Source organism: Burkholderia sp. BCC1998 (genome assembly GCF_905339875.1).
GTDB lineage: Bacteria > Pseudomonadota > Gammaproteobacteria > Burkholderiales > Burkholderiaceae > Burkholderia.
Map to the genome: position 1 here is coordinate 201,978 of NZ_CAJPHE010000007.1, position 16,846 is coordinate 218,823.

19 protein-coding genes are annotated in these 16,846 nt (G+C 69.9%); 9 read left to right on the top strand and 10 right to left on the bottom strand.

What is annotated here, in order from left to right:
* Positions 1 to 38: 38 nt before the first annotated feature.
* Genes U5A56_RS15210 through coxB form a run of 4 tightly spaced genes read right to left on the bottom strand, consistent with a single transcriptional unit; the run spans position 39 to position 5,812 of the window.
* Positions 39 to 1,652 (bottom strand): cytochrome c, encoded by a 1,614-nt coding sequence (locus U5A56_RS15210; RefSeq protein WP_321923157.1) that lies wholly within the window; start codon positions 1,650 to 1,652, stop codon positions 39 to 41.
* Positions 1,643 to 2,044, bottom strand: coding sequence for a cytochrome C oxidase subunit I (locus tag U5A56_RS15215; RefSeq protein ID WP_321923159.1), 402 nt, complete (start codon positions 2,042 to 2,044; stop codon positions 1,643 to 1,645). Before U5A56_RS15215 ends, U5A56_RS15210 begins: the two co-directional genes overlap by 10 nt.
* A complete protein-coding gene (gene ctaD / locus U5A56_RS15220) occupies positions 2,041 to 4,680 on the bottom strand; it encodes a cytochrome c oxidase subunit I (protein ID WP_321923161.1) in 2,640 nt (879 codons plus the stop codon). The genes U5A56_RS15215 and ctaD overlap by 4 nt, the downstream gene beginning before the upstream one ends.
* 13 nt (positions 4,681 to 4,693) lie before the next feature.
* Positions 4,694 to 5,812 (bottom strand): cytochrome c oxidase subunit II, encoded by a 1,119-nt coding sequence (gene coxB / locus U5A56_RS15225; protein WP_321923162.1) that lies wholly within the window; start codon positions 5,810 to 5,812, stop codon positions 4,694 to 4,696.
* Positions 5,813 to 6,098: 286 nt separating this feature from the next.
* Here coxB and U5A56_RS15230 point away from each other — a divergent pair, with 286 nt between their 5' ends.
* Together U5A56_RS15230 and U5A56_RS15235 are read left to right on the top strand one after the other, a co-directional pair.
* Positions 6,099 to 6,308 (top strand): SDR family NAD(P)-dependent oxidoreductase, encoded by a 210-nt coding sequence (locus U5A56_RS15230; RefSeq protein ID WP_321809655.1) that lies wholly within the window; start codon positions 6,099 to 6,101, stop codon positions 6,306 to 6,308.
* A gap of 5 nt (positions 6,309 to 6,313) precedes the next feature.
* On the top strand, positions 6,314 to 8,089 hold the full coding sequence (locus U5A56_RS15235; RefSeq protein WP_321923164.1) for a glycoside hydrolase family 15 protein: 1,776 nt from the start codon (positions 6,314 to 6,316) through the stop codon (positions 8,087 to 8,089).
* A 74-nt stretch (positions 8,090 to 8,163) separates the two neighbouring features.
* On the opposite strand, the gene U5A56_RS15240 is transcribed toward U5A56_RS15235, so the two are convergent.
* On the bottom strand, positions 8,164 to 9,990 hold the full coding sequence (locus U5A56_RS15240) for a thiamine pyrophosphate-requiring protein (protein WP_321923166.1): 1,827 nt from the start codon (positions 9,988 to 9,990) through the stop codon (positions 8,164 to 8,166).
* 189 nt (positions 9,991 to 10,179) lie between these two features.
* On the opposite strand from U5A56_RS15240, the gene U5A56_RS15245 reads away from it, so the two are divergent.
* The 3 genes from U5A56_RS15245 (at position 10,180) to U5A56_RS15255 (ending at position 12,169) form a co-directional block, all read left to right on the top strand.
* Complete coding sequence (locus U5A56_RS15245; RefSeq protein WP_044843440.1) at positions 10,180 to 10,575, top strand: DUF305 domain-containing protein; 396 nt, start codon at positions 10,180 to 10,182, stop codon at positions 10,573 to 10,575.
* A gap of 512 nt (positions 10,576 to 11,087) precedes the next feature.
* Positions 11,088 to 11,570, top strand: a complete 483-nt coding sequence (locus U5A56_RS15250; RefSeq protein WP_044843441.1) for a BON domain-containing protein — start codon at positions 11,088 to 11,090, stop codon at positions 11,568 to 11,570.
* A gap of 113 nt (positions 11,571 to 11,683) precedes the next feature.
* A complete protein-coding gene (locus U5A56_RS15255; protein WP_321923167.1) occupies positions 11,684 to 12,169 on the top strand; it encodes a DUF1641 domain-containing protein in 486 nt (161 codons plus the stop codon).
* Between the two features lie 93 nt (positions 12,170 to 12,262).
* Here the strand turns inward: U5A56_RS15255 and U5A56_RS15260 are convergent, their stop codons facing one another.
* From U5A56_RS15260 to U5A56_RS15270, 3 genes are all read right to left on the bottom strand, one after another.
* Positions 12,263 to 12,817: a GNAT family N-acetyltransferase gene (locus U5A56_RS15260; protein ID WP_321923168.1), complete on the bottom strand. Its 555-nt coding sequence runs from the start codon at positions 12,815 to 12,817 to the stop codon at positions 12,263 to 12,265.
* A 210-nt stretch (positions 12,818 to 13,027) separates the two neighbouring features.
* Positions 13,028 to 13,249, bottom strand: coding sequence for a hypothetical protein (locus U5A56_RS15265; protein WP_124485839.1), 222 nt, complete (start codon positions 13,247 to 13,249; stop codon positions 13,028 to 13,030).
* 75 nt (positions 13,250 to 13,324) lie between these two features.
* Positions 13,325 to 13,588 (bottom strand): HPr family phosphocarrier protein, encoded by a 264-nt coding sequence (locus U5A56_RS15270; protein WP_044843495.1) that lies wholly within the window; start codon positions 13,586 to 13,588, stop codon positions 13,325 to 13,327.
* A gap of 366 nt (positions 13,589 to 13,954) precedes the next feature.
* On the opposite strand from U5A56_RS15270, the gene U5A56_RS15275 reads away from it, so the two are divergent.
* Together U5A56_RS15275 and U5A56_RS15280 are read left to right on the top strand one after the other, a co-directional pair.
* Positions 13,955 to 14,299: a zinc ribbon domain-containing protein YjdM gene (locus tag U5A56_RS15275; RefSeq protein ID WP_044843445.1), complete on the top strand. Its 345-nt coding sequence runs from the start codon at positions 13,955 to 13,957 to the stop codon at positions 14,297 to 14,299.
* A 46-nt stretch (positions 14,300 to 14,345) separates the two neighbouring features.
* The gene (locus U5A56_RS15280) at positions 14,346 to 15,182 is read left to right on the top strand and encodes a spermidine synthase (RefSeq protein ID WP_321923171.1); all 837 of its coding nucleotides are present in this window, start codon (positions 14,346 to 14,348) and stop codon (positions 15,180 to 15,182) included.
* A gap of 21 nt (positions 15,183 to 15,203) precedes the next feature.
* Here U5A56_RS15280 and U5A56_RS15285 read toward each other — a convergent pair whose 3' ends face one another.
* Positions 15,204 to 15,389 (bottom strand): ribbon-helix-helix protein, CopG family, encoded by a 186-nt coding sequence (locus U5A56_RS15285; protein ID WP_044843447.1) that lies wholly within the window; start codon positions 15,387 to 15,389, stop codon positions 15,204 to 15,206.
* Between the two features lie 373 nt (positions 15,390 to 15,762).
* Here U5A56_RS15285 and U5A56_RS15290 point away from each other — a divergent pair, with 373 nt between their 5' ends.
* Positions 15,763 to 16,113 (top strand): hypothetical protein, encoded by a 351-nt coding sequence (locus U5A56_RS15290; RefSeq protein ID WP_321923173.1) that lies wholly within the window; start codon positions 15,763 to 15,765, stop codon positions 16,111 to 16,113.
* A complete protein-coding gene (locus U5A56_RS15295; RefSeq protein ID WP_044843449.1) occupies positions 16,110 to 16,322 on the top strand; it encodes a DUF2909 domain-containing protein in 213 nt (70 codons plus the stop codon). Before U5A56_RS15290 ends, U5A56_RS15295 begins: the two co-directional genes overlap by 4 nt.
* A 210-nt stretch (positions 16,323 to 16,532) precedes the next feature.
* On the opposite strand, the gene U5A56_RS15300 is transcribed toward U5A56_RS15295, so the two are convergent.
* Positions 16,533 to 16,730, bottom strand: a complete 198-nt coding sequence (locus U5A56_RS15300) for a DUF2970 domain-containing protein (protein WP_044843450.1) — start codon at positions 16,728 to 16,730, stop codon at positions 16,533 to 16,535.
* Positions 16,731 to 16,846 lie beyond the last annotated feature (116 nt).

Genomic DNA, 16,846 nt, shown 5'->3' on the forward strand with positions numbered 1-16,846 from the left:
CGGTTAGATTAGTCATACATGTCGATCGCGACCGGGGTTCAGCGGTGGATCGCCGCCCGCAACCGTCTCACATCCTGCTCCGACACCGGTGCGGCGCGATTGCCCCACGCGCCGCGCACATAGCTGACCACTGCGGCGATCTCGCTGCTGGTCAGCGCGCCGCGCATCGCCGGCATCCGCTGCACGGGCCCGTGCGTGCCGGGCGCCGGCCGTGCGCCTTCCACGACGATCCGGATCGCGCTGGTCGGGTCGGCCGCGAGCACGGCGGAATTGCCGGCGAGCGGCGGCCCGCGCCCGGGCACGCCCGCGCCGTCGGCGCCGTGGCAACGCGCACAGAATGCTGCATACACGCCGGCTCCCGGCGCCTGCTGGCCGCCTTCCGGCCGCGGCCCGGCGGCCGTCAGCCGCGGGACGCCGACGCCGAGCGGATTCGTCGCGGCGGTCGGTTGCGCGGGCAACGACTTCAGGTACACGGCGATCGCGTGGCGGTCCGCATCCGTCAGCCGCGCGGTGCTCTCGGCGACGACCGGTGCCATCGCGCCGAACACCGCACCGCGCACCGCGTGGCCGCTGCGCAGGAACGCGGCGAGGTCGTCGGTGGTCCAGCGCCCGAGGCCGTCCGCATTCGCGCCGGTCAGGTTCGGCGCGAACCAGTGATCGTTGATGCCGCCCGTCAGGAACGCGGGACTGCGTTCGTCGTAGCCGCGCTCGTTGTAGGCCGGGCCGCGCGGCGTATGGCATGCGCCGCAGTGGCCGAGCCCCTGCACGAGATACGCGCCGCGATTCCATTCCGACGATTGCGACGGCTGCGGCGCGAAACGGTCGTGGTTCGCGAACGCGAGGCTCCACAGCGCGAGCGCCCAGCGCTGGTTGAACGGAAACGGCAGTTGCGTGAGCTTCGCAGCGTTCGCGGACGGCGCCACGCCGCGCATGAAATACGCATACAGCGCGCGCACGTCGTCGTCGGTCATGCGCGCGAACGACGGGTACGGCATCGCCGGATAGAGCCGGCTGCCGTCCGCGCGCACGCCGCGCCGCAACGCGTCGTCGAACTGCCGCAGCGTGTAGTCGCCGATGCCGTGCGCCGTGTCCGGCGTGATGTTTGGCGCATAGATCGGTCCGAACGGGGAATTCACCGGCTGGCCGCCCGCGTACGGCGTGTGGTCGGCCGCGTCGTGGCAGGCCGCGCAGTCGCCGGCGAACGCGAGATAGCGGCCGCGCGCGATGGTGGCGGCATCGGCGCTCGCGGCGGCGGCGGCTACGACCGGGCGACGGGCGGCGGCCGCGGACGCCGCGGATGCCGCATCGCGCGGCGTGGCGGATGCCCCCGACGATGCCGAATCCGACGCCGTCGCATCGCGCGACCGCGACAGCCGCCGATCGCTTTCCACCCGCGCCGACATCGACGCCCCGGCATCGGCCGCCGACGCGCGAATCTTCACGAACCGCCAGCCCGATGCGGGCTCGGCTGCTTCGGCCGCCGACGCGGCGTCGGCCGTATCGCCGGCGGACATCGCGTGGTCGTCCCGCTGCATGTCGCATGCGGCTAGCAGGGCGCACGCGGCGAGCGCAACGCCGGCGCGGCGCCCCGGAACGAGACGCGCCGAGCGCGAAACGATCGAAGCGAGCGCAACGAACGAGATCAGCGCCATGGACTGCACGGCCCCAGGAAAGCGGTGACGATCCCCGTGAACACGAGACCGATCACGAACCCGAGCGCGGCGAGCATCCCGCAGCGCGCGAGGAATCGCGTGCTGTCGTCGCGCGTCGCGGCCTGCACATCGGCGTCATGCCGGCGTTGCCAGGTGCGCACGAGCCACGTGGCGAAGACGGCCGCCAGCGCGAACGCGCACGCGGCGATCAGCGCGAGCCACACGCCGACGTGCGCCCAGCGCGGCACCGCCTGCGCGACGCCGAGCGGATAGCAGGCGGTCGACGCGAGCGTTTCGGACGCGAGCATCTGCGCGAACCACAGCGCGGGCGCGCCGACCAGGCCGGCCGCGATCGCGAGCAAGGGCGTCCGCGAGCGTCGCGCGCCGTTCATCCCGGGCTCCTGAGCCAGTACGGCGACACGTACAGCGCGGTGAAGATGAACAGCCACACGATGTCGACGAAGTGCCAGTAGAGCCCGCCGACCGTCAGCGCGACGCGTCGCTCGCGGCCGAAGAAGCCGGCGGCGGTCCACCCGGCGAGCAGCGCGAGGATCACGAGGCCGGCCACCACATGTGCGAGGTGGAAGCCGGTGATCGTGAAGTACAGGCTGCCGTACTGATGCGCGGTCGGGCCGTACGGATGGTCGCGCCACTCGTTCAGTTGCACGAGCGCGAACGCGACGCCGAGCGCCAGCGCGATGGCGAGCGCGGCCACCGCGCGGGCCTGCCTGCCGGCCCGCACCGCGCGCTCGGCGAGCCACACGAACCCGCTGCTCGACAGCAGTACGACCGTATTCCCGGCCGCGAGCCCGAGCTTCGGCATCCCTTCGGGCGGCCACGGCGCGGCCGCTTGCGACTGCAGGTAGAAATAGCAGAACAGCAGATAGCCGAACAGTCCGGCCTCGGTCACGATCAGCGTGATGACGCCCCACCAGCCGCCCGCGCGTTCGCCGTAACTGCCGACCGGCAACGGCTCGACGCACGCGGCCGGCGCGCCGGGCGGCACCGCGGCCGACGGCGGCCGTTCCGGATCCAGCCCGGCGGCCGCCGACGGCGCCTGCGTGGTATCGCGGGCCGCGAGGCGTGCGCGCTGCCCGAGCGTGCGGCGTGGCCACAGCCACACGGCGGTCCCGATCGCGCAGCCGGCGACGGCCGCGCAGACGAGCGTCGGCGAGCGCGCCAGCATCGCGGCGCACACCGCGGTCGCGAGCAGCGCGAGCACGAGCGGCACGCTGCTGTCTTCGGGCATCTTCAGGATCGCGCTCGGCGTCGCCGCGAGCGGCGTGACCGCGAGCGCCTCGCGCCCGTCCGCGAGCCGGTAGCCGACCTGCACGCTGGTGCGCTTCGCGTCGTCGGGCGTTTCCCACAGCGGGTGCCGCGACGCCACGAGCGGCAGCACCGCGAAGTTGTACACGGGCGCGGGCGATGCGACCGACCATTCGAGCCCGGCCGCGCCCCACGGATTGCCGCCGGCGCGCGCGCCGCGCCGCGCGCTGACGAGCGCGTTGACGACGAACATCACGATCCCGATGCCGAACACGAACGAGCCGATCGTCGTCAGCAGGTTCGACGTGTCCCAGCCCATTCCGGACGGATAGGTATAGATGCGGCGCGGCATCCCGAGCAGCCCGGAGACGTGCATCGGGAAGAAGCCGAGGTTGAAGCCGACCAGCACGACCCAGAACGTCAGGCGTCCGAAGCGCTCGTTCATCATCCGCCCGGTGAATTTCGGGAACCAGTACGTGAGCCCGCCGAGCACCGGGAACACGTTGATGCCGAGCAGCACGTAATGCAGGTGCGCGACGACGAAATACGTGTCGGTCAGCTGCCAGTCGAGCGGCACCGCGGCCGTCATCACGCCGGACACGCCGCCGATCACGAACATCAGCACGAAGCCCGCGAAATACAGGAACGGCGTGCGGAACACCGGGCGGCCGGTCCAGATCGTCGCGAGCCATGCGAACACCGCGACCGCGCTCGGGATCGAGATCAGCATGCTCGCCGCGCCGAAGAACGCGAGCGCGAGCGGCGCGATGCCGGTCGCGAACATGTGGTGGACCCACACCTCGAAGCCGATCAGCATCGTCGCCACCGTCGATACCGCGACGGCCTCGTAGGCGACGAGCGGCCGGCGGCAGAAGGTCGGCAGCGCGTCCGACACGATCCCCATCGCGGGCAGCACGACCACGTACACCCACGGGTGCGCGAACATCCAGAACAGGTGCTGCCACAACAGCGGCCGCCCGCCGTTCGCGACGTCGAAGAAGTGCGTGCCGGCATTGCGGTCGAGCCACAGCAGCAGGAACGCGAGGCTCACGGACGGCACCGCGACGAGGTTCGCGACCGATGCGGTGAGCGTGCCCCACACGATGATCGGCAGCCGGTCGATCGACATCCCGTGCGCGCGCATCCGCAGCAGCGTGACGACGAAGTTCGCGGCGCCGCCGGTCGTCGAGACGCCGAGCAGGATCATGCCGAGCGCATAGATGTCGATGTTCGCGCCGGCGCTGTAGTCGAGCGACGTGAGCGGCACGTAATTGAACCAGCCGCCGTCCGGCACCGCGCCGAGCGGGAAGCTCGCATACAGGAACAGCCCGGCGAACAGGAACGCCCAGTACGAGAATGCGTTCAGGCGCGGGAACGCCATGTCGCGCGAGCCGAGCATCAGCGGCCACAGATAGTTCGCGAAGCCGGACAGCACCGGCAGCGCGTACAGGAAGATCATCGTGACGCCGTGCATCGTGAACAGCGCGTCGTATTGCGCAGGCGTGAGCACCGTCGCGTCCGGCCGCGCGAGCTGGATGCGCATCACGAGCGCCTCGACGCCGCCGAGCAGCAGGAACGCGAACGCGGTGACGATGTAGCGCAGCCCGATGCGCTTGTGGTCGACCGTGCCGAGCCAGCCGCGCCAGCCGGGTTCCGATTCCCACAGGCCGGCCAGTTCGCGCTCGTGCGCGGAGCCGGGCGGCGCTTCGCCGAGGTCCGGCACGCGGCTGAGCGGGGCGGGCGGGTCGCGGGCAACGGCCATCGTCATCCTCCGTTCAGTGCAGCGTCGCGAGATACGCGGCGAGATCGTCGGCGTCGCGCGGCGCGAGCGCGAACGACGGCATCAGCGTCTGCGGCTTGATCTGCTGGGCCTGCGCGAGCCAGCGCCGCAGGTTGTCGGGCGTGTTGTCCAGCGTGCCGGCCGCGAGCAGCCGGCGCGACCCGAGATGCGACAGGTCGGGGCCCGCGTCGCCGGCCGCGTCGGTGCCACGTACGGCATGGCAGCCCGCGCAGCGCGCGGCGAACAGGCGCTGGCCGCGCTGCTCGGCGCCGGCCGCCGGGGCAGGCGCTGGCTGCCGCTGCGCGGCGAGCCACGCGCGAAACGCATCGGGCGGTTCGGCCACGACCTCGAACGCCATGTGCGCGTGCTGCGCGCCGCAGTATTGCGAGCACTGTCCGCGATAGACGCCCGGCCGGTCGGCCTGCAGCCACTGATGATTCGTCTGGCCCGGGATCGTCTGCGTCTTGCCGGCCAGTTGCGGGACCCAGAACGCATGGATCACGTCCGCACTCTTCAGTTCGACCGCGACGGGTTCGCCGACCGGGATGTGGATCTCGTTCGCGGTGACGAACGCGGCGCCGCCCGCGTCGTCCGGATAGCGCACGGCCCACCACCAGTCGTGCGCGGTCACGACGATCGTGAGCGTGGGCGGACGCGGCGGCGCCGCGACCGCGCCGAGCACGCGCAGCATGTAGACCAGCGCGCCGAACAGCAGCGCGATCGAGATCGCGGAGCCGACCGTCACGATCGCGAGCCCGCTGCCGCGACCACCGCCCGCCTGAGCGCGGCGGCGAAACATCGCGATCAGCAGCAGCACCGCGATCGTCGCGCAGACGAACGTGCACAGCGCGAGCAAGGCCCAGCCGAGCACGAGCACCGGATCTGCAGCGGGGCCGGCAGCATGCGCGACGTACGCGAGCGGCAGCGGGCCGGCGAGTGACGCAGAAGCGTCGGCCGCACGCGCTGACCGCGGCGCGACGATGCACGCGGCCGCGGCGATGCCGGCGATGCGGGCAATACCGGCGGTATCGGCAATACCGGCAATACCGGCGATACCGGCGATATCGGCGGTCTCGGCAATACGGCACGCATTCATGAACGGCGGGACGAGCAACGGCGACTCCTTGCCGGATCCGGCGGCGTGACGACAAACCGTTCGCGGCGGAGCAAGTTCCGTGCGCGGACGGCGCGTAGGCGAGGCGCCCGGCGTTGTGCACGCAACGTGCAGCGCGTTACAGCCGGCTTGTAAATCGGGCGACGGTTCATCGTTCGGGGGCAGGGTGCCGCGGCCCGTGCGATATCCGGCACGCAGTTTGCTACGCCGATCGTGTTACGGCCGGCAACCCCGGGAATGTCTCGGCGGCGTGCCGGCCACCGCGAACAAACAGGAGGAATCGACCGTGAGGACCGTCGCGATCACGAGTGCGAGTGCCGGGGGCGGCCGGGCCGCCACTCATGCGTTCGTGCGACGCGGTGCCAACGTTGCGGTGCCCGCCCGCGATCCGCGCGCGCTGCACGACATCGCGTGCGAAGTGCACGCGTATGGCGTCGAGGCGCCGCCGATCGCCGTCGACGTCGGCGACGCCGCCGCGCGCAAGCTGAACCGGTGAGCGCGATGCTAATCGAGGACTACGCGCTGATCGGCGACGGCCGCAGTGCCGCACTCGTCGCGCTCGACGGCAGCATCGACTGGCTGTGCTGGCCGGACTTCGACTCGCCGCCATGCTTTGTCGCACTCGTCGGCACGCCGGACAACGGCCGCTTCCGCATCGGGCCGCGCGAGCCGGGAGCCCGCGCGACACGCCGCTACCTGCCCGGCAGCGCGGTGCTCGAAACGACGTTCGAGACGTCGTCCGGCTGCGTCGTCGTGATTGACTGGATGAACTGGGCGGCGCCCGACCCGTGCCTGATCCGCAGCGTGCGCGGCGAGCGCGGCACGGTCGAACTCGACGTCGATCTCGGCGTGCGCTTCGACTATGGCCACGCGCTGCCGTGGTGCCGGCGGCTCGGCCGGCGCTGGCGGATGATGACGGGCGGCGACGCGATGTGGCTCGATACCGACGCGCACCTCGACGTGCGGGACGACCGGCTCGTCGGCACGCAGCGGATCGCCGCGGGCGAGCGCGCGGATTTCTGCATCAGCTATGCGCGTTCATATGACCGGCCGCCGCCCTTGCCGGATGCGTACGCGTCGCTGCGCGACACGCTGGCGTCGTGGCGCGCCTGGTCGACGTGCAATACGGCGCAAGGCCCGTATCGCGACGCGATCGAGCGCGCGCTGATCACGGTGAAGCTGCTGTCGAGCGTGCGCACCGGCGGCATCGTCGCGGCGCCGACGAGCTCGCTGCCCGAATCCTTCGGCGGCATGCGCAACTGGGACTACCGGTACTGCTGGCTGCGCGACGCGAGCTTCACGCTGCGCGCGCTGGTGCGCTGCGGCTACCGCGACGAGGCGGCGCGCTGGCGCGACTGGCTGGTGCGCGCGATCGCCGATCATCCGGCGCAATTGCAGGTGCTGTACGCGGCCGACGGCGGCCGGCGGGCGGACGAATGGGAAGCCGCGCACCTGGCCGGTTACGAAGGCGCGCGGCCGGTGCGCTTCGGCAACGCGGCGGCCGAACAACTGCAGCTCGACGTGTACGGCGAAGTGCTGGCCGCGCTGTACCAGGCGCGCCGGCACGGGCTGCCGCCCGACGACGACGCGTGGATGCTCGAGCGGCGGCTGCTCGAGCATCTCGCGACGATCTGGCGCGAGCCGGACGAGGGGATCTGGGAAGTACGCAGCGGCCGGCACCCGTTCACGTCGTCGAAGGTGATGGTATGGGCGGCCGTCGAAAGCGCGTGCCGCTCCGCGCACGCGTTCGATCATCACGCGCCGCTCGACGCGTGGCGACGCTGGGCCGATACCGTGCATGCGGACGTCCTCGCGCACGGCTACCACGCGAAACTCGGTCGCTTCGTCGACCGCTACGACGGTGACGGGCTCGACGTGAGCCTGCTGCTGATTCCGCTGACGGGGATGCTCGACGCGTCCGACCCGCGCGTCGCGGCGACGGTCGCCGCGATCGAGCGCGAGCTGGTCGAGGACGGCCTGCCGTTCCGTTATCGCCCGCCACGCTTCGACGATGGTTGCGAGGGCAACGAGGGGGCGTTCGTCGCGGCCGGCTTCTGGCTGGTGCAGGTGTACCGGATGCAGGGACGCGACGCCGACGCGCACGCGCTGTTCGAGCGGCTGCTGGGCCTGCGCAACGACGTCGGTCTGCTGGCCGAGGAGTACGACGTGAAGGCGCGGCGCATGTGCGGGAATTTCCCGTTCGCGCTCGCGCAGGTCGGCCTGGTCAACGCGGCGCTCGCGCTGCAGGATGGCGGCGACGACGTCGACATCGGCTGACCCACCGCGCTGCGCCGCGCCGCACGCGACGGGGCGGCACGACACGCGCACCGCGCCGTGTCGCCCGTGATGCGCTACGACCGGCTTGTCCCGCCCTTGCCACTGTGTTCGCCGTTGCCCGGCAGCACGGCCGACAGAACCTGCCGCGCGGTCTCGACGATCACGTTCGCCTCGCGTGCGTCGCCCTTCACCAGCGTTTGCGCGAAGTGCTTCGCCTGCTGCAGCGTCACGTGCGGCGGCAGCGGCGGCACTTCCGGATCGCTCTTGACCTCGAGCACGACCGGACGGTCGGACGCGAGCGCCTCGTCCCACGCGGCGCCGAGCTGCTCCGGGTCGTCGACGTAGATGCCCTTCAACCCGAGCAGCGTCGCGAAGCGGTAGTACGGCACATCCGGAATCTGCTGCGATGCGTCGAACTTCGGGTCGCCTTCCATCACGCGCTGCTCCCACGTGACCTGGTTCAGGTCCTCGTTGTTCAGCACCATGCAGATCCAGCGCGGATCGGGCCATTGCCGCCAGTACTTCGCGACGGTGATCAGTTCGGCCATGTTGTTCATCTGCATCGCGCCGTCGCCGACCATCGCGATCACGGGGCGCGCCGGGTGCGCGAACTTGGCGGCGATCGCATACGGCACGGCGGCGCCCATCGACGCGAGGCCGCCGGACAGCGAGCCCATCATCCCGCGCCGCATCATCAGGTCGCGCGCATACCAGTTTGCGCAGGAGCCCGAATCGCTTGTCAGGATCACGTCGTCGGGCAGCCGTGGCGACAGTTCGGTGAACGCGCGTTGCGGATTCACGCCGCGACCGGGGCTCGCCTGCGCGGCCGCGCGTGCCGCGAGCGTGTCGCGCCAGTCCGCATTCCATTTCGCGATCCGGTCGCGCCAGCCGGTGTCGTCCCGTTCCTTCAGCAGGGGCAGCAGCGCGCGCAACGTCTCGGCGCTGTCGCCGACGAGGTTGACCTCCATCGGGTAGCGCAGGCTCAGCATGTCGGCCTTCAGGTCGATCTGCACGCCGCGTGCCTCGCCTTCCTTCGGCAGGAATTCCGAATAAGGGAAACCGGAGCCCACGACGAGCAGCGTGTCGCATTCGCTCATCAGCTCGTAGCTCGGCCGGGTGCCGAGCAGCCCGATCGCACCGGTCACCCACGGCAGGTCGTCGGGCAGCGCCGCCTTGCCGAGCAGCGCCTTCGCCGCGCCCGCGCCGAGGCGCTCGGCCACCGCGATCACCTCGTCGGTCGCACGCAGCGCGCCCGCGCCGACCAGCATCGCGACGCGCTTGCCGGCATTGAGCACGTCGGCCGCGCGCTGCAGGTCGTCGGGATAGGGCACCACCTTCGGCGGCGTGTAGCCGATCCCCGAATGCACGGTGCCGTGCGCGCGCTTCGGCGGCGCGTAGTCGAGCGTCTGGAGGTCGTTCGGCAGCACCAGTGCGGTGACCGTGCGCGCACCGAGCGCGATGCGCACCGCGCGGTCGACCAGGTGGCGCACCTGGCCCGGCACGACGGCAAGCTGGACGAATGCGCCCGCAACGTCCTTGAACAGCGCCGGCAGGTCGACTTCCTGCTGGTAGTGGCCGCCGAGCGCCGCGCGCGCCTGCTGGCCGACGATCGCGAGCACCGGCATGTGGTCGAGCCGCGCGTCGTACAGGCCGGTCACGAGGTGCGTGGCGCCGGGGCCCGAGGTCGCGACGCACACGCCGAGCTCGCCTGTAAATTTTGCATGCGCGGACGCCATGAAGGCGGCCATCTCCTCGTGGCGCGCCTGCACGAACGCGATCTTGTCCTCGGCCCGGCTGAGCGCGCCGAAGAAGCCGTTGATGCCGTCGCCCGGGTAGCCGTAGATGCGGCGCACGCCCCAGTCATACAGCCGCTCGACGATGAAATCCGCCACTGTCGCCATGCCGTTTCTCCTTGGTTCGGGATGAGCCGATGCGCCGCGTGCAGGCGATCGCCGTGCGCGGCGTTGCCGGTGCGTCGCGCAATGCGCGTGCCGTGCGGGCGTGCCGGCTGCGTCGGGTACGGGCGTTGCAGGCAGGCGTTGCACGCGAAGAGCAGGCAACCGACCGTTCAATTCCCGAGGAGCCGTGACATGGATGCATTCACCCGCCGCCCCGTGCGCGCGGCCCGGCACTGCGCCGCCTGCGCACTGCTGGTCGCCGCCGCGGCAGCCGTATCGCCGGCGGGGGGCCAATTGCGCCCGCCCGACACCGTGACCGTTCCCGACACCTCGACCCAGGCGTACAAGCGCGCCGACCGCAGGATGATGGATGCGATGGAGGGCGCGCGTTATTCCGGCGACGCCGATCGCGATTTCGTGTCGCAGATGGCGCCGCATCACCAGGGTGCGATCGACATGGCACGGGTCGAGCTGAAGTACGGCAAGGACCCGACGCTGCGGCAGCTCGCGAGCCGCATCGTCGCCGCGCAGCGCGACGAGATCGCGTTGATGGAGCGCTGGCAGAAGATGCACGGCGCGACGCCGTGAGCGCCGGCCATCACGCGGTTGAGCGGGCGCGGTCGGTCGTGTCGCGGCGGGCCGCATCCGCGCAGGTGGCGTGGGCATGACCGACGGCGGACGCCGCATGCCCGCGGTCACGACCCCGGCGGGTGATCCTACAATTGCAACTAACGGTCAATCGCATGCCCGCCCGCGACACGGATACGCACGCGCGGCGGCAACGCACGTCGCCCGCCGCTCACGCATGAACCGGCTCGCAGGCCGCGGCCGGCTCGTGTACCGCGCCATTCGACGCGCGTCAACGACGCATGCCGCGGTTTTCGTGCCCGGCACCGTCCATGGCCGACGGTGCTTGCCGGTCGCGGAATTTTCAAGCGCTTGTCATTTCGATCGCCCCGTCGCAGAGTAAGCCACGCGGCCCGGATGCCGCACCGGCGTGCGCGCAACGCCGCCGCAGCGGCGGCGTTGCGGCGAGGAACGGCTCATGCTGCACGTGTCGGCGAAGCCCGGCTGTCCCGGGTATCGACCACGGTGCTCCCATGACTTCCAGAACACGCTCGAACAACCCGTTGTTGAATCTCGCGGTAGCCGTCGCGTGCGGCGCGGCGGCGATGTATTTCCTCGATCCGGCGTCGGGCCGGCGGCGGCGCGCGTACGTGCGCGACAAGGCTGCCGCGGGCCGCCACGGCGTGGTCGACTACGCGAATACGCAGGCGAAGCGCGCGGCCGACCATGCGCGCGGCGCGATTGCGGGGCTGCGCGCCGACTGGCTCGCCGGCGACGCGGACGACGCACTGGTCACCGAACGCGTGCGTGCCGCGCTGGGCCATCTGGTCGGGCGTCCGCGCGACGTCGACGTGACCGTCGAGCATGGGCACGTGCGCCTGAGCGGGCAGGTGGAAGAAGCGGAACGGCATGCCGTCGTCGACGGCGTGGCCGCGCTGCGCGGCGTGCAGACCGTCGAGGACGCGATGGGCGCACGCAGCGAATACAAGGCGCCGCCCGGCGGCCCGACGCACTGACGGCGACATCCGCTGCGCGCCGGCGGGCGCGGTGAACGAAGCACGACACGAATCCGGCGCACGCGTGGCGGCCGCAACGTCCGTCACGCCGCGCCTCATCCGGAGAACCGCTGATGACCGATCGTCCCTATCCCGCCACGACGCCCCCGGCACCGGAGCCCGACGCGCACCACGCGCTCGAAAGCCTGCTCGGCAGCCTCCATCGGCACGGCTTCCTGCGCTTCGCGAACGAGGTCGTCAGTGCGAATGCGCAGATGGCCGAGACTTTCGTCGGCGCGTTCGACAAGCCCGGCATGCAAAGCGGCATGCAGAACCTCGCGGCACTCGTGACGGCGCTGTCGCGGATTCCGCCGGAGCAGTTCGGCAAGGCCGTGTTCGCGGCAGCCGACGCGCTGCATCACATCGGCGCGTGGCAGCCGGCCGAGCACGAGCACGTCGCGCCCGGCGTGCGCGGCGCGTACCGGCTGTTGCACGACGAAGCGCTGTGGGATGCGCTGACGCCGCTGCTCGAAGGGTTGAAGGTGTTCGCGCAAGGCCTCGCGCGCGAGCCGGGGAATCCGGCGGCGTCCGCGCTCAGCGACAAGCCGGCGGACACGTGACGGCGGCGGGCGCACCGACCCGCGGCATGCAAGGGTTGTGCTGGCTCGCGATCGTTGCGCGTGCCGTCGTCGGCGGCGACAGCGGCATCGTGCCTAGCGGCACGCGCGCGAAAACAGCAGCGAATCGGCGTCGTTGAAGCGGATCCGCACCGGATCGGCATACCCGGCCTTCTGCGCGACGCGGATCGACGCGACGTTGGTCGGTGCGATCAGGCACACGCTGCGTTCGAACCGGTTCTGCGCATCGAGCCAGCCGAGCGCATGCGCCAGCGCCTCGGTCGCATAGCCCTTGCCGTGCGCCCAGCTCGCGAGCGCCCAGCCGGCTTCCGGCACGCCGCGAATCGGCGGCTCGACCGCGCGGTGGAAGTCGGCGAAGCCGAGATCGCCGACATAGCGGCCTGTTGCCTTCTCGCGGATCGCCCAGTAGCCGTAGCCGAGCAGCGGCCACAGCCCGCGATACGCGAGCAGCCTCATCCACGAGTCGCGCGGCGCCGACGGCTTGCCGTTGAAGATGTGCTCGACGACGGTCGGCTCGGTCCACATCGTGGCGAGCGCGTCGAAGTCGCCGAGCGGATGGCCTTCGAGGATCAGGCGGGGCGTGTCGAGAACCGGCGGGGACGTGACGGGCGGCAGGGCGCGGGAGGTCATCGGGCGTTCCATGAGGAAAGGAAGGCGAAGGCGGCAGGTGCGCCGCGCTTGGGTCCCGTACGATACCGCGGAAACCGCGGCGCGGCCGCAAATCCCCGCCGGCAGCGGGGCATGCGAATCGCATCGCCGGGATAGCCGTCGCCCGACGGGGCCGGCACGGGATGGCGGTCGCGTGGCAGCAGCGCGCCCGTGCCGGCCGTTTCCTGTTTCCTACTTCCGGCTTTTCAGGAAGTTGCGGCCGTGCGCGGTGATCGATGCTCCGGAACGGCCATGCGCGGCATGGCTGACGAAGCCCGCGCCGACGAGTTCCTGCTCGACCGACCAGCCGAGCGCCGGCGCATCGCGGCCGTAGCGCACGTCGGCGAGGCGCTCGAGCGCCCAGAGCGCGGACGCGGACAAGTTGGGGGAATTGGACGTGACGTTGTCGTTCATCGCTTCCTCGGGGACGGGTGATTCAGGGTGAACGGCACGAGGCCGTGGGATCGGGCGACGCGGCGCGCCGCGGCGTCAGCCCGCCTGCAGCAACGGCAACAGCGCCTGGAGCGCGGCTTCCTCGTCGGGGCCGGTGGCAAGCATCTGCGCGGACGTGCCGCCATGCATCTGCAGCGCCGCGATGGCCGTTGCGTCCTTCGCGCTGCCGCTGAGCCCGTTGGCGAGCAGCAGGATCTCGCTTTGGAAGCGGTGTGCCGCCGCGACGATCGCGTCGCGGGACGCGGCCGCACGGCCGCGGTTCCATGCGGGGCCGATTTCAACGTAGACGACGGTTGCCACGTGCGGATCAGCCTCGGGGAAAATCGCCGGAACGGCGTGCAATGGCCGGCCGGCAGCACGGCGCGAACGCGCGGCGCGCGGCTTCCCGACGGGGCGCCGCGCGCCGTGCATCGGGTGCCGGTGCGGCATTCATCTCGAACATGTCGACATCCTCAGCGAAACCGCCATCAAGTCCGGCGAATGATCGAAAGCTGACGATTATAATACGACAACTGGGTTATGTGTATTGCATTATAATGTCGTGTGCGCGTTGCGCTGCCCTGTCGATCCGTGGATCGCAGCGGTGCGCGCGCGGTCCGGGCCACGTGCTTGCGTGCCCGGTATTTTTTTTCGATTGACCTGAACCCCCACCGAATGGAAGCTGCAATGAACGCCGCCCCCGCCTGCCCGCAATGCGCGATGGAAAACACCTACCCGGACGGCACGCTTTACGTGTGCGCGGACTGCGGCCATGAATGGTCGGCCGGCGCCGGCGCCGAAGCGGGCGACGAACCGGCGGGCGACGTCGTCAAGGATGCGAACGGCAACGTGCTGTCGGACGGCGATTCCGTCGTGCTGATCAAGGATTTGCGCGTGAAGGGCTCGTCGATCACGCTGAAGATGGGCACCAAGGTGAAGAGCATCCGTCTGGTCGGCGGCGATCACGAAGTCGATTGCAAGACCGACATGGGCGGCTTCATGCTGAAGGCCTGCTACCTGAAGAAGGTATGACCGCACGCGGCGCGACCGACGCTCCGATCAACCGGGCCTGCCGAGCATGAGCGAGGATCGAGCGTCCTATGACGCATTCCTGCAGTTCCTGGCGATGCCGTTGAACGACGGCCGGCCGTTCGTGCTCGAGACGAAGCACGCGGTGTCGCTGCACTTCGACCACTTCGGCACGCAGAGCTTCATGTCGCTGCAGGATCCGGTCAGGCTCGAACTCGGTTATACGCGCGTGATGATGGGTTTCCTGCTGCTGCAGCCGGTGCCGGCGCGCATCTGCATGATCGGGCTCGGCGGCGGATCGCTCGCGAAATACTGCTATCGGCACCTGCCCGACACGGCGATCGACGCAGTCGAGATCCACCCGGACGTGATCGCGCTGCGCGACGTGTTCAGGATTCCGCAGGACGACGCGCGCTTCGCGGTGGTCTGCGCGGACGGCGCCGACTACGTGGCAAGGCCCGAGGTCCGGGCGGACGTGATCCTGCACGACGCGTTCGTCGCCGACGGCATGCCGGGCAGTTGCACGGGCGTGGCCTTTCTCGACGCATGCCGTGCGCGGCTGAGCGAAACGGGCGTGCTCGCGATCAACTTCATGGACGACGATCCGGCGTTGCCGCGGCATCTCGAGCAACTGCGCGCGGTGTTCGACGATTCGTATGCGCTGGTGCCGTGCGGCGACGACAACAACTTCATCGCGTTCGCATGGAAGAACGGCAACCCGTTGCCGTCGCTGCGGATCCTGCTCGAACGCGCGCTGGGGTTCGGTTCGGCCGGCGCGCTCAAGCTGTCGTCCACCGCCCGGCGCATGAAGGCCGGGGAGGGCATCGATCCCGCGCGGCTCGTGTGGCGCGCGCGTGAACATGCACGGTGGGAGATCTGCGCGTGACGGCGCCGGGTTCGGCCGGGCTTACTTCACCCGCTTGCCGAGCGTGCTCTTGGTCTTGTACGTGACGCCGTGTTTGTCGAGATACTCGCGGATCAACTGACGCACGACTTGCGACGGCGTGAGATCCTGCTCCGCGCAGAGCAGGTCGAACGCTTCTTTCTTCGCGGGGTCGATCAGGACGGTGAGGCGGGCGGTTTTCGTTTCCATCGTGAGGCGGGCGCGGTCGATATGTTAATCAAATTATAATCCATCCGTTTTCGCTGCTCTGTCCGAATGCGCGATTGTGGTGTGCGAGCGAACTCGCGACGCCGGCATTCGCGCGCTGAGAACGGATCGTCGATCGCGCGGCAAACATGATAACCGGATTATCATACCCTGTTGGTCGTATGGGGCTTTAAGTACAATGTCGGACGTGGCTGCCGGCAGCCGGGCTGCCCAAGCGGCGCCGGCGTTTGCGCGATGGGCGCCGGCCGCTTCCGTTTCCATGCGGCCCGTGCGGGCCGTCACCGCGGCGCTGCCTGGCCGCTGCTTCGCCATTACTACACGCCACTCCGCTACACGCCACTCCGATATCCGCCTCATGACCCCGATCAAGTTCGTTCTCCGCTATACGGCGATTCCGTTTGCAGCCATCGTGGCCGTCGTGGTGTGGGCCGTCGTGCCGTCGTCGAAAGAGATCGACGCGCGGCAATATGCCGCGCTGTCGCGCGGATACGCGAGCTTTCCGCTACCGTTTCGGCATGAGATATCGGAAGCGATGGACCAGGGCCGGATCAGCGACCGTCATTACCAGACGCTCGTGCGCGATTCGCTGGGTAATGGCGTGGCGCTGGACTGGCCGGCGTCGGGCGTCGCCGACGTCGCTGCCGAGCGGCAAAGGCTGGTCGAACTGCTGAAGACCGATTCGGGTCTGGAGGAACACAAACAATGAAGATTGCGCTGGTTTCGGCGGCTTTCGTGATGATTATCGGAAGCCTGGTTTTCGCGTTGTATTTCATGAATCACGACCGCGGCGGAAGCAAGCGGATGGCGTGGTCGCTGGCGGCGCGCGTCGGGTTATCGATCACGCTGTTCCTGTCGCTGCTGATCGCATACCGGCTCGGGTGGATCGAACCGACGGGGCTGCCGATCGGGCGGTGATGCGCGGCATTCGGTCGCGCGTCGACCGGCGCGCCGGGCGCCGGTGATCTGGATCGCCGATCCGATACGGGAGAAGGGAGAACCGGCTGATCGAGCCGATCGACCCGATCGCACCGGGCCTGCCGATCTTCACGCCGTAGCGATCGGGCATCCGCGCGACCTGGCCGGTGCGTTGCCGTGGCGAGCTCGCGCATTCGTGGCGGCGAACCGTCAACCCACGACCAGATGAACGACGATCAACAGCAGCGCAATGAATGCGCCAAGTGCAACGAACGCGGCAATGACTACCGCGAACGGGTTGAGTTGCGTGGCATCCGCTTCGAGATTCTTTCGTTTGTTGACGCCGAGAAACGCCAGGAAGACCGCGCGGAACGCACGAACGATCTGGTCTTTACCTTTTTCAGTCATACAGTTTTCCTTCGCCTCAATAAAAGTTGCAGGGATACCGATACCGCGCGTCGCGACGCGCGTGAGCCTCGCGTTTCCGTTTGCACGCGGATCGTTCGGTGGCTGTGCGCCGGGGC

Excerpts from the sequence above, each read along its gene's own strand:
- U5A56_RS15210 (WP_321923157.1), bottom strand. The coding sequence starts at position 1,652 with ATGGCGCTGATCTCGTTCGTTGCGCTCGCTTCGATCGTTTCGCGCTCG.
- U5A56_RS15215 (WP_321923159.1), bottom strand. The coding sequence starts at position 2,044 with ATGAACGGCGCGCGACGCTCGCGGACGCCCTTGCTCGCGATCGCGGCC.
- ctaD (WP_321923161.1), bottom strand. The coding sequence starts at position 4,680 with ATGGCCGTTGCCCGCGACCCGCCCGCCCCGCTCAGCCGCGTGCCGGAC.
- U5A56_RS15235 (WP_321923164.1), top strand. The coding sequence starts at position 6,314 with ATGCTAATCGAGGACTACGCGCTGATCGGCGACGGCCGCAGTGCCGCA.
- U5A56_RS15240 (WP_321923166.1), bottom strand. The coding sequence starts at position 9,990 with ATGGCGACAGTGGCGGATTTCATCGTCGAGCGGCTGTATGACTGGGGC.
- U5A56_RS15245 (WP_044843440.1), top strand. The coding sequence starts at position 10,180 with ATGGATGCATTCACCCGCCGCCCCGTGCGCGCGGCCCGGCACTGCGCC.
- U5A56_RS15250 (WP_044843441.1), top strand. The coding sequence starts at position 11,088 with ATGACTTCCAGAACACGCTCGAACAACCCGTTGTTGAATCTCGCGGTA.
- U5A56_RS15255 (WP_321923167.1), top strand. The coding sequence starts at position 11,684 with ATGACCGATCGTCCCTATCCCGCCACGACGCCCCCGGCACCGGAGCCC.
- U5A56_RS15260 (WP_321923168.1), bottom strand. The coding sequence starts at position 12,817 with ATGACCTCCCGCGCCCTGCCGCCCGTCACGTCCCCGCCGGTTCTCGAC.
- U5A56_RS15265 (WP_124485839.1), bottom strand. The coding sequence starts at position 13,249 with ATGAACGACAACGTCACGTCCAATTCCCCCAACTTGTCCGCGTCCGCG.
- U5A56_RS15275 (WP_044843445.1), top strand. The coding sequence starts at position 13,955 with ATGAACGCCGCCCCCGCCTGCCCGCAATGCGCGATGGAAAACACCTAC.
- U5A56_RS15280 (WP_321923171.1), top strand. The coding sequence starts at position 14,346 with ATGAGCGAGGATCGAGCGTCCTATGACGCATTCCTGCAGTTCCTGGCG.
- U5A56_RS15285 (WP_044843447.1), bottom strand. The coding sequence starts at position 15,389 with ATGGAAACGAAAACCGCCCGCCTCACCGTCCTGATCGACCCCGCGAAG.
- U5A56_RS15290 (WP_321923173.1), top strand. The coding sequence starts at position 15,763 with ATGACCCCGATCAAGTTCGTTCTCCGCTATACGGCGATTCCGTTTGCA.
- U5A56_RS15295 (WP_044843449.1), top strand. The coding sequence starts at position 16,110 with ATGAAGATTGCGCTGGTTTCGGCGGCTTTCGTGATGATTATCGGAAGC.
- U5A56_RS15300 (WP_044843450.1), bottom strand. The coding sequence starts at position 16,730 with ATGACTGAAAAAGGTAAAGACCAGATCGTTCGTGCGTTCCGCGCGGTC.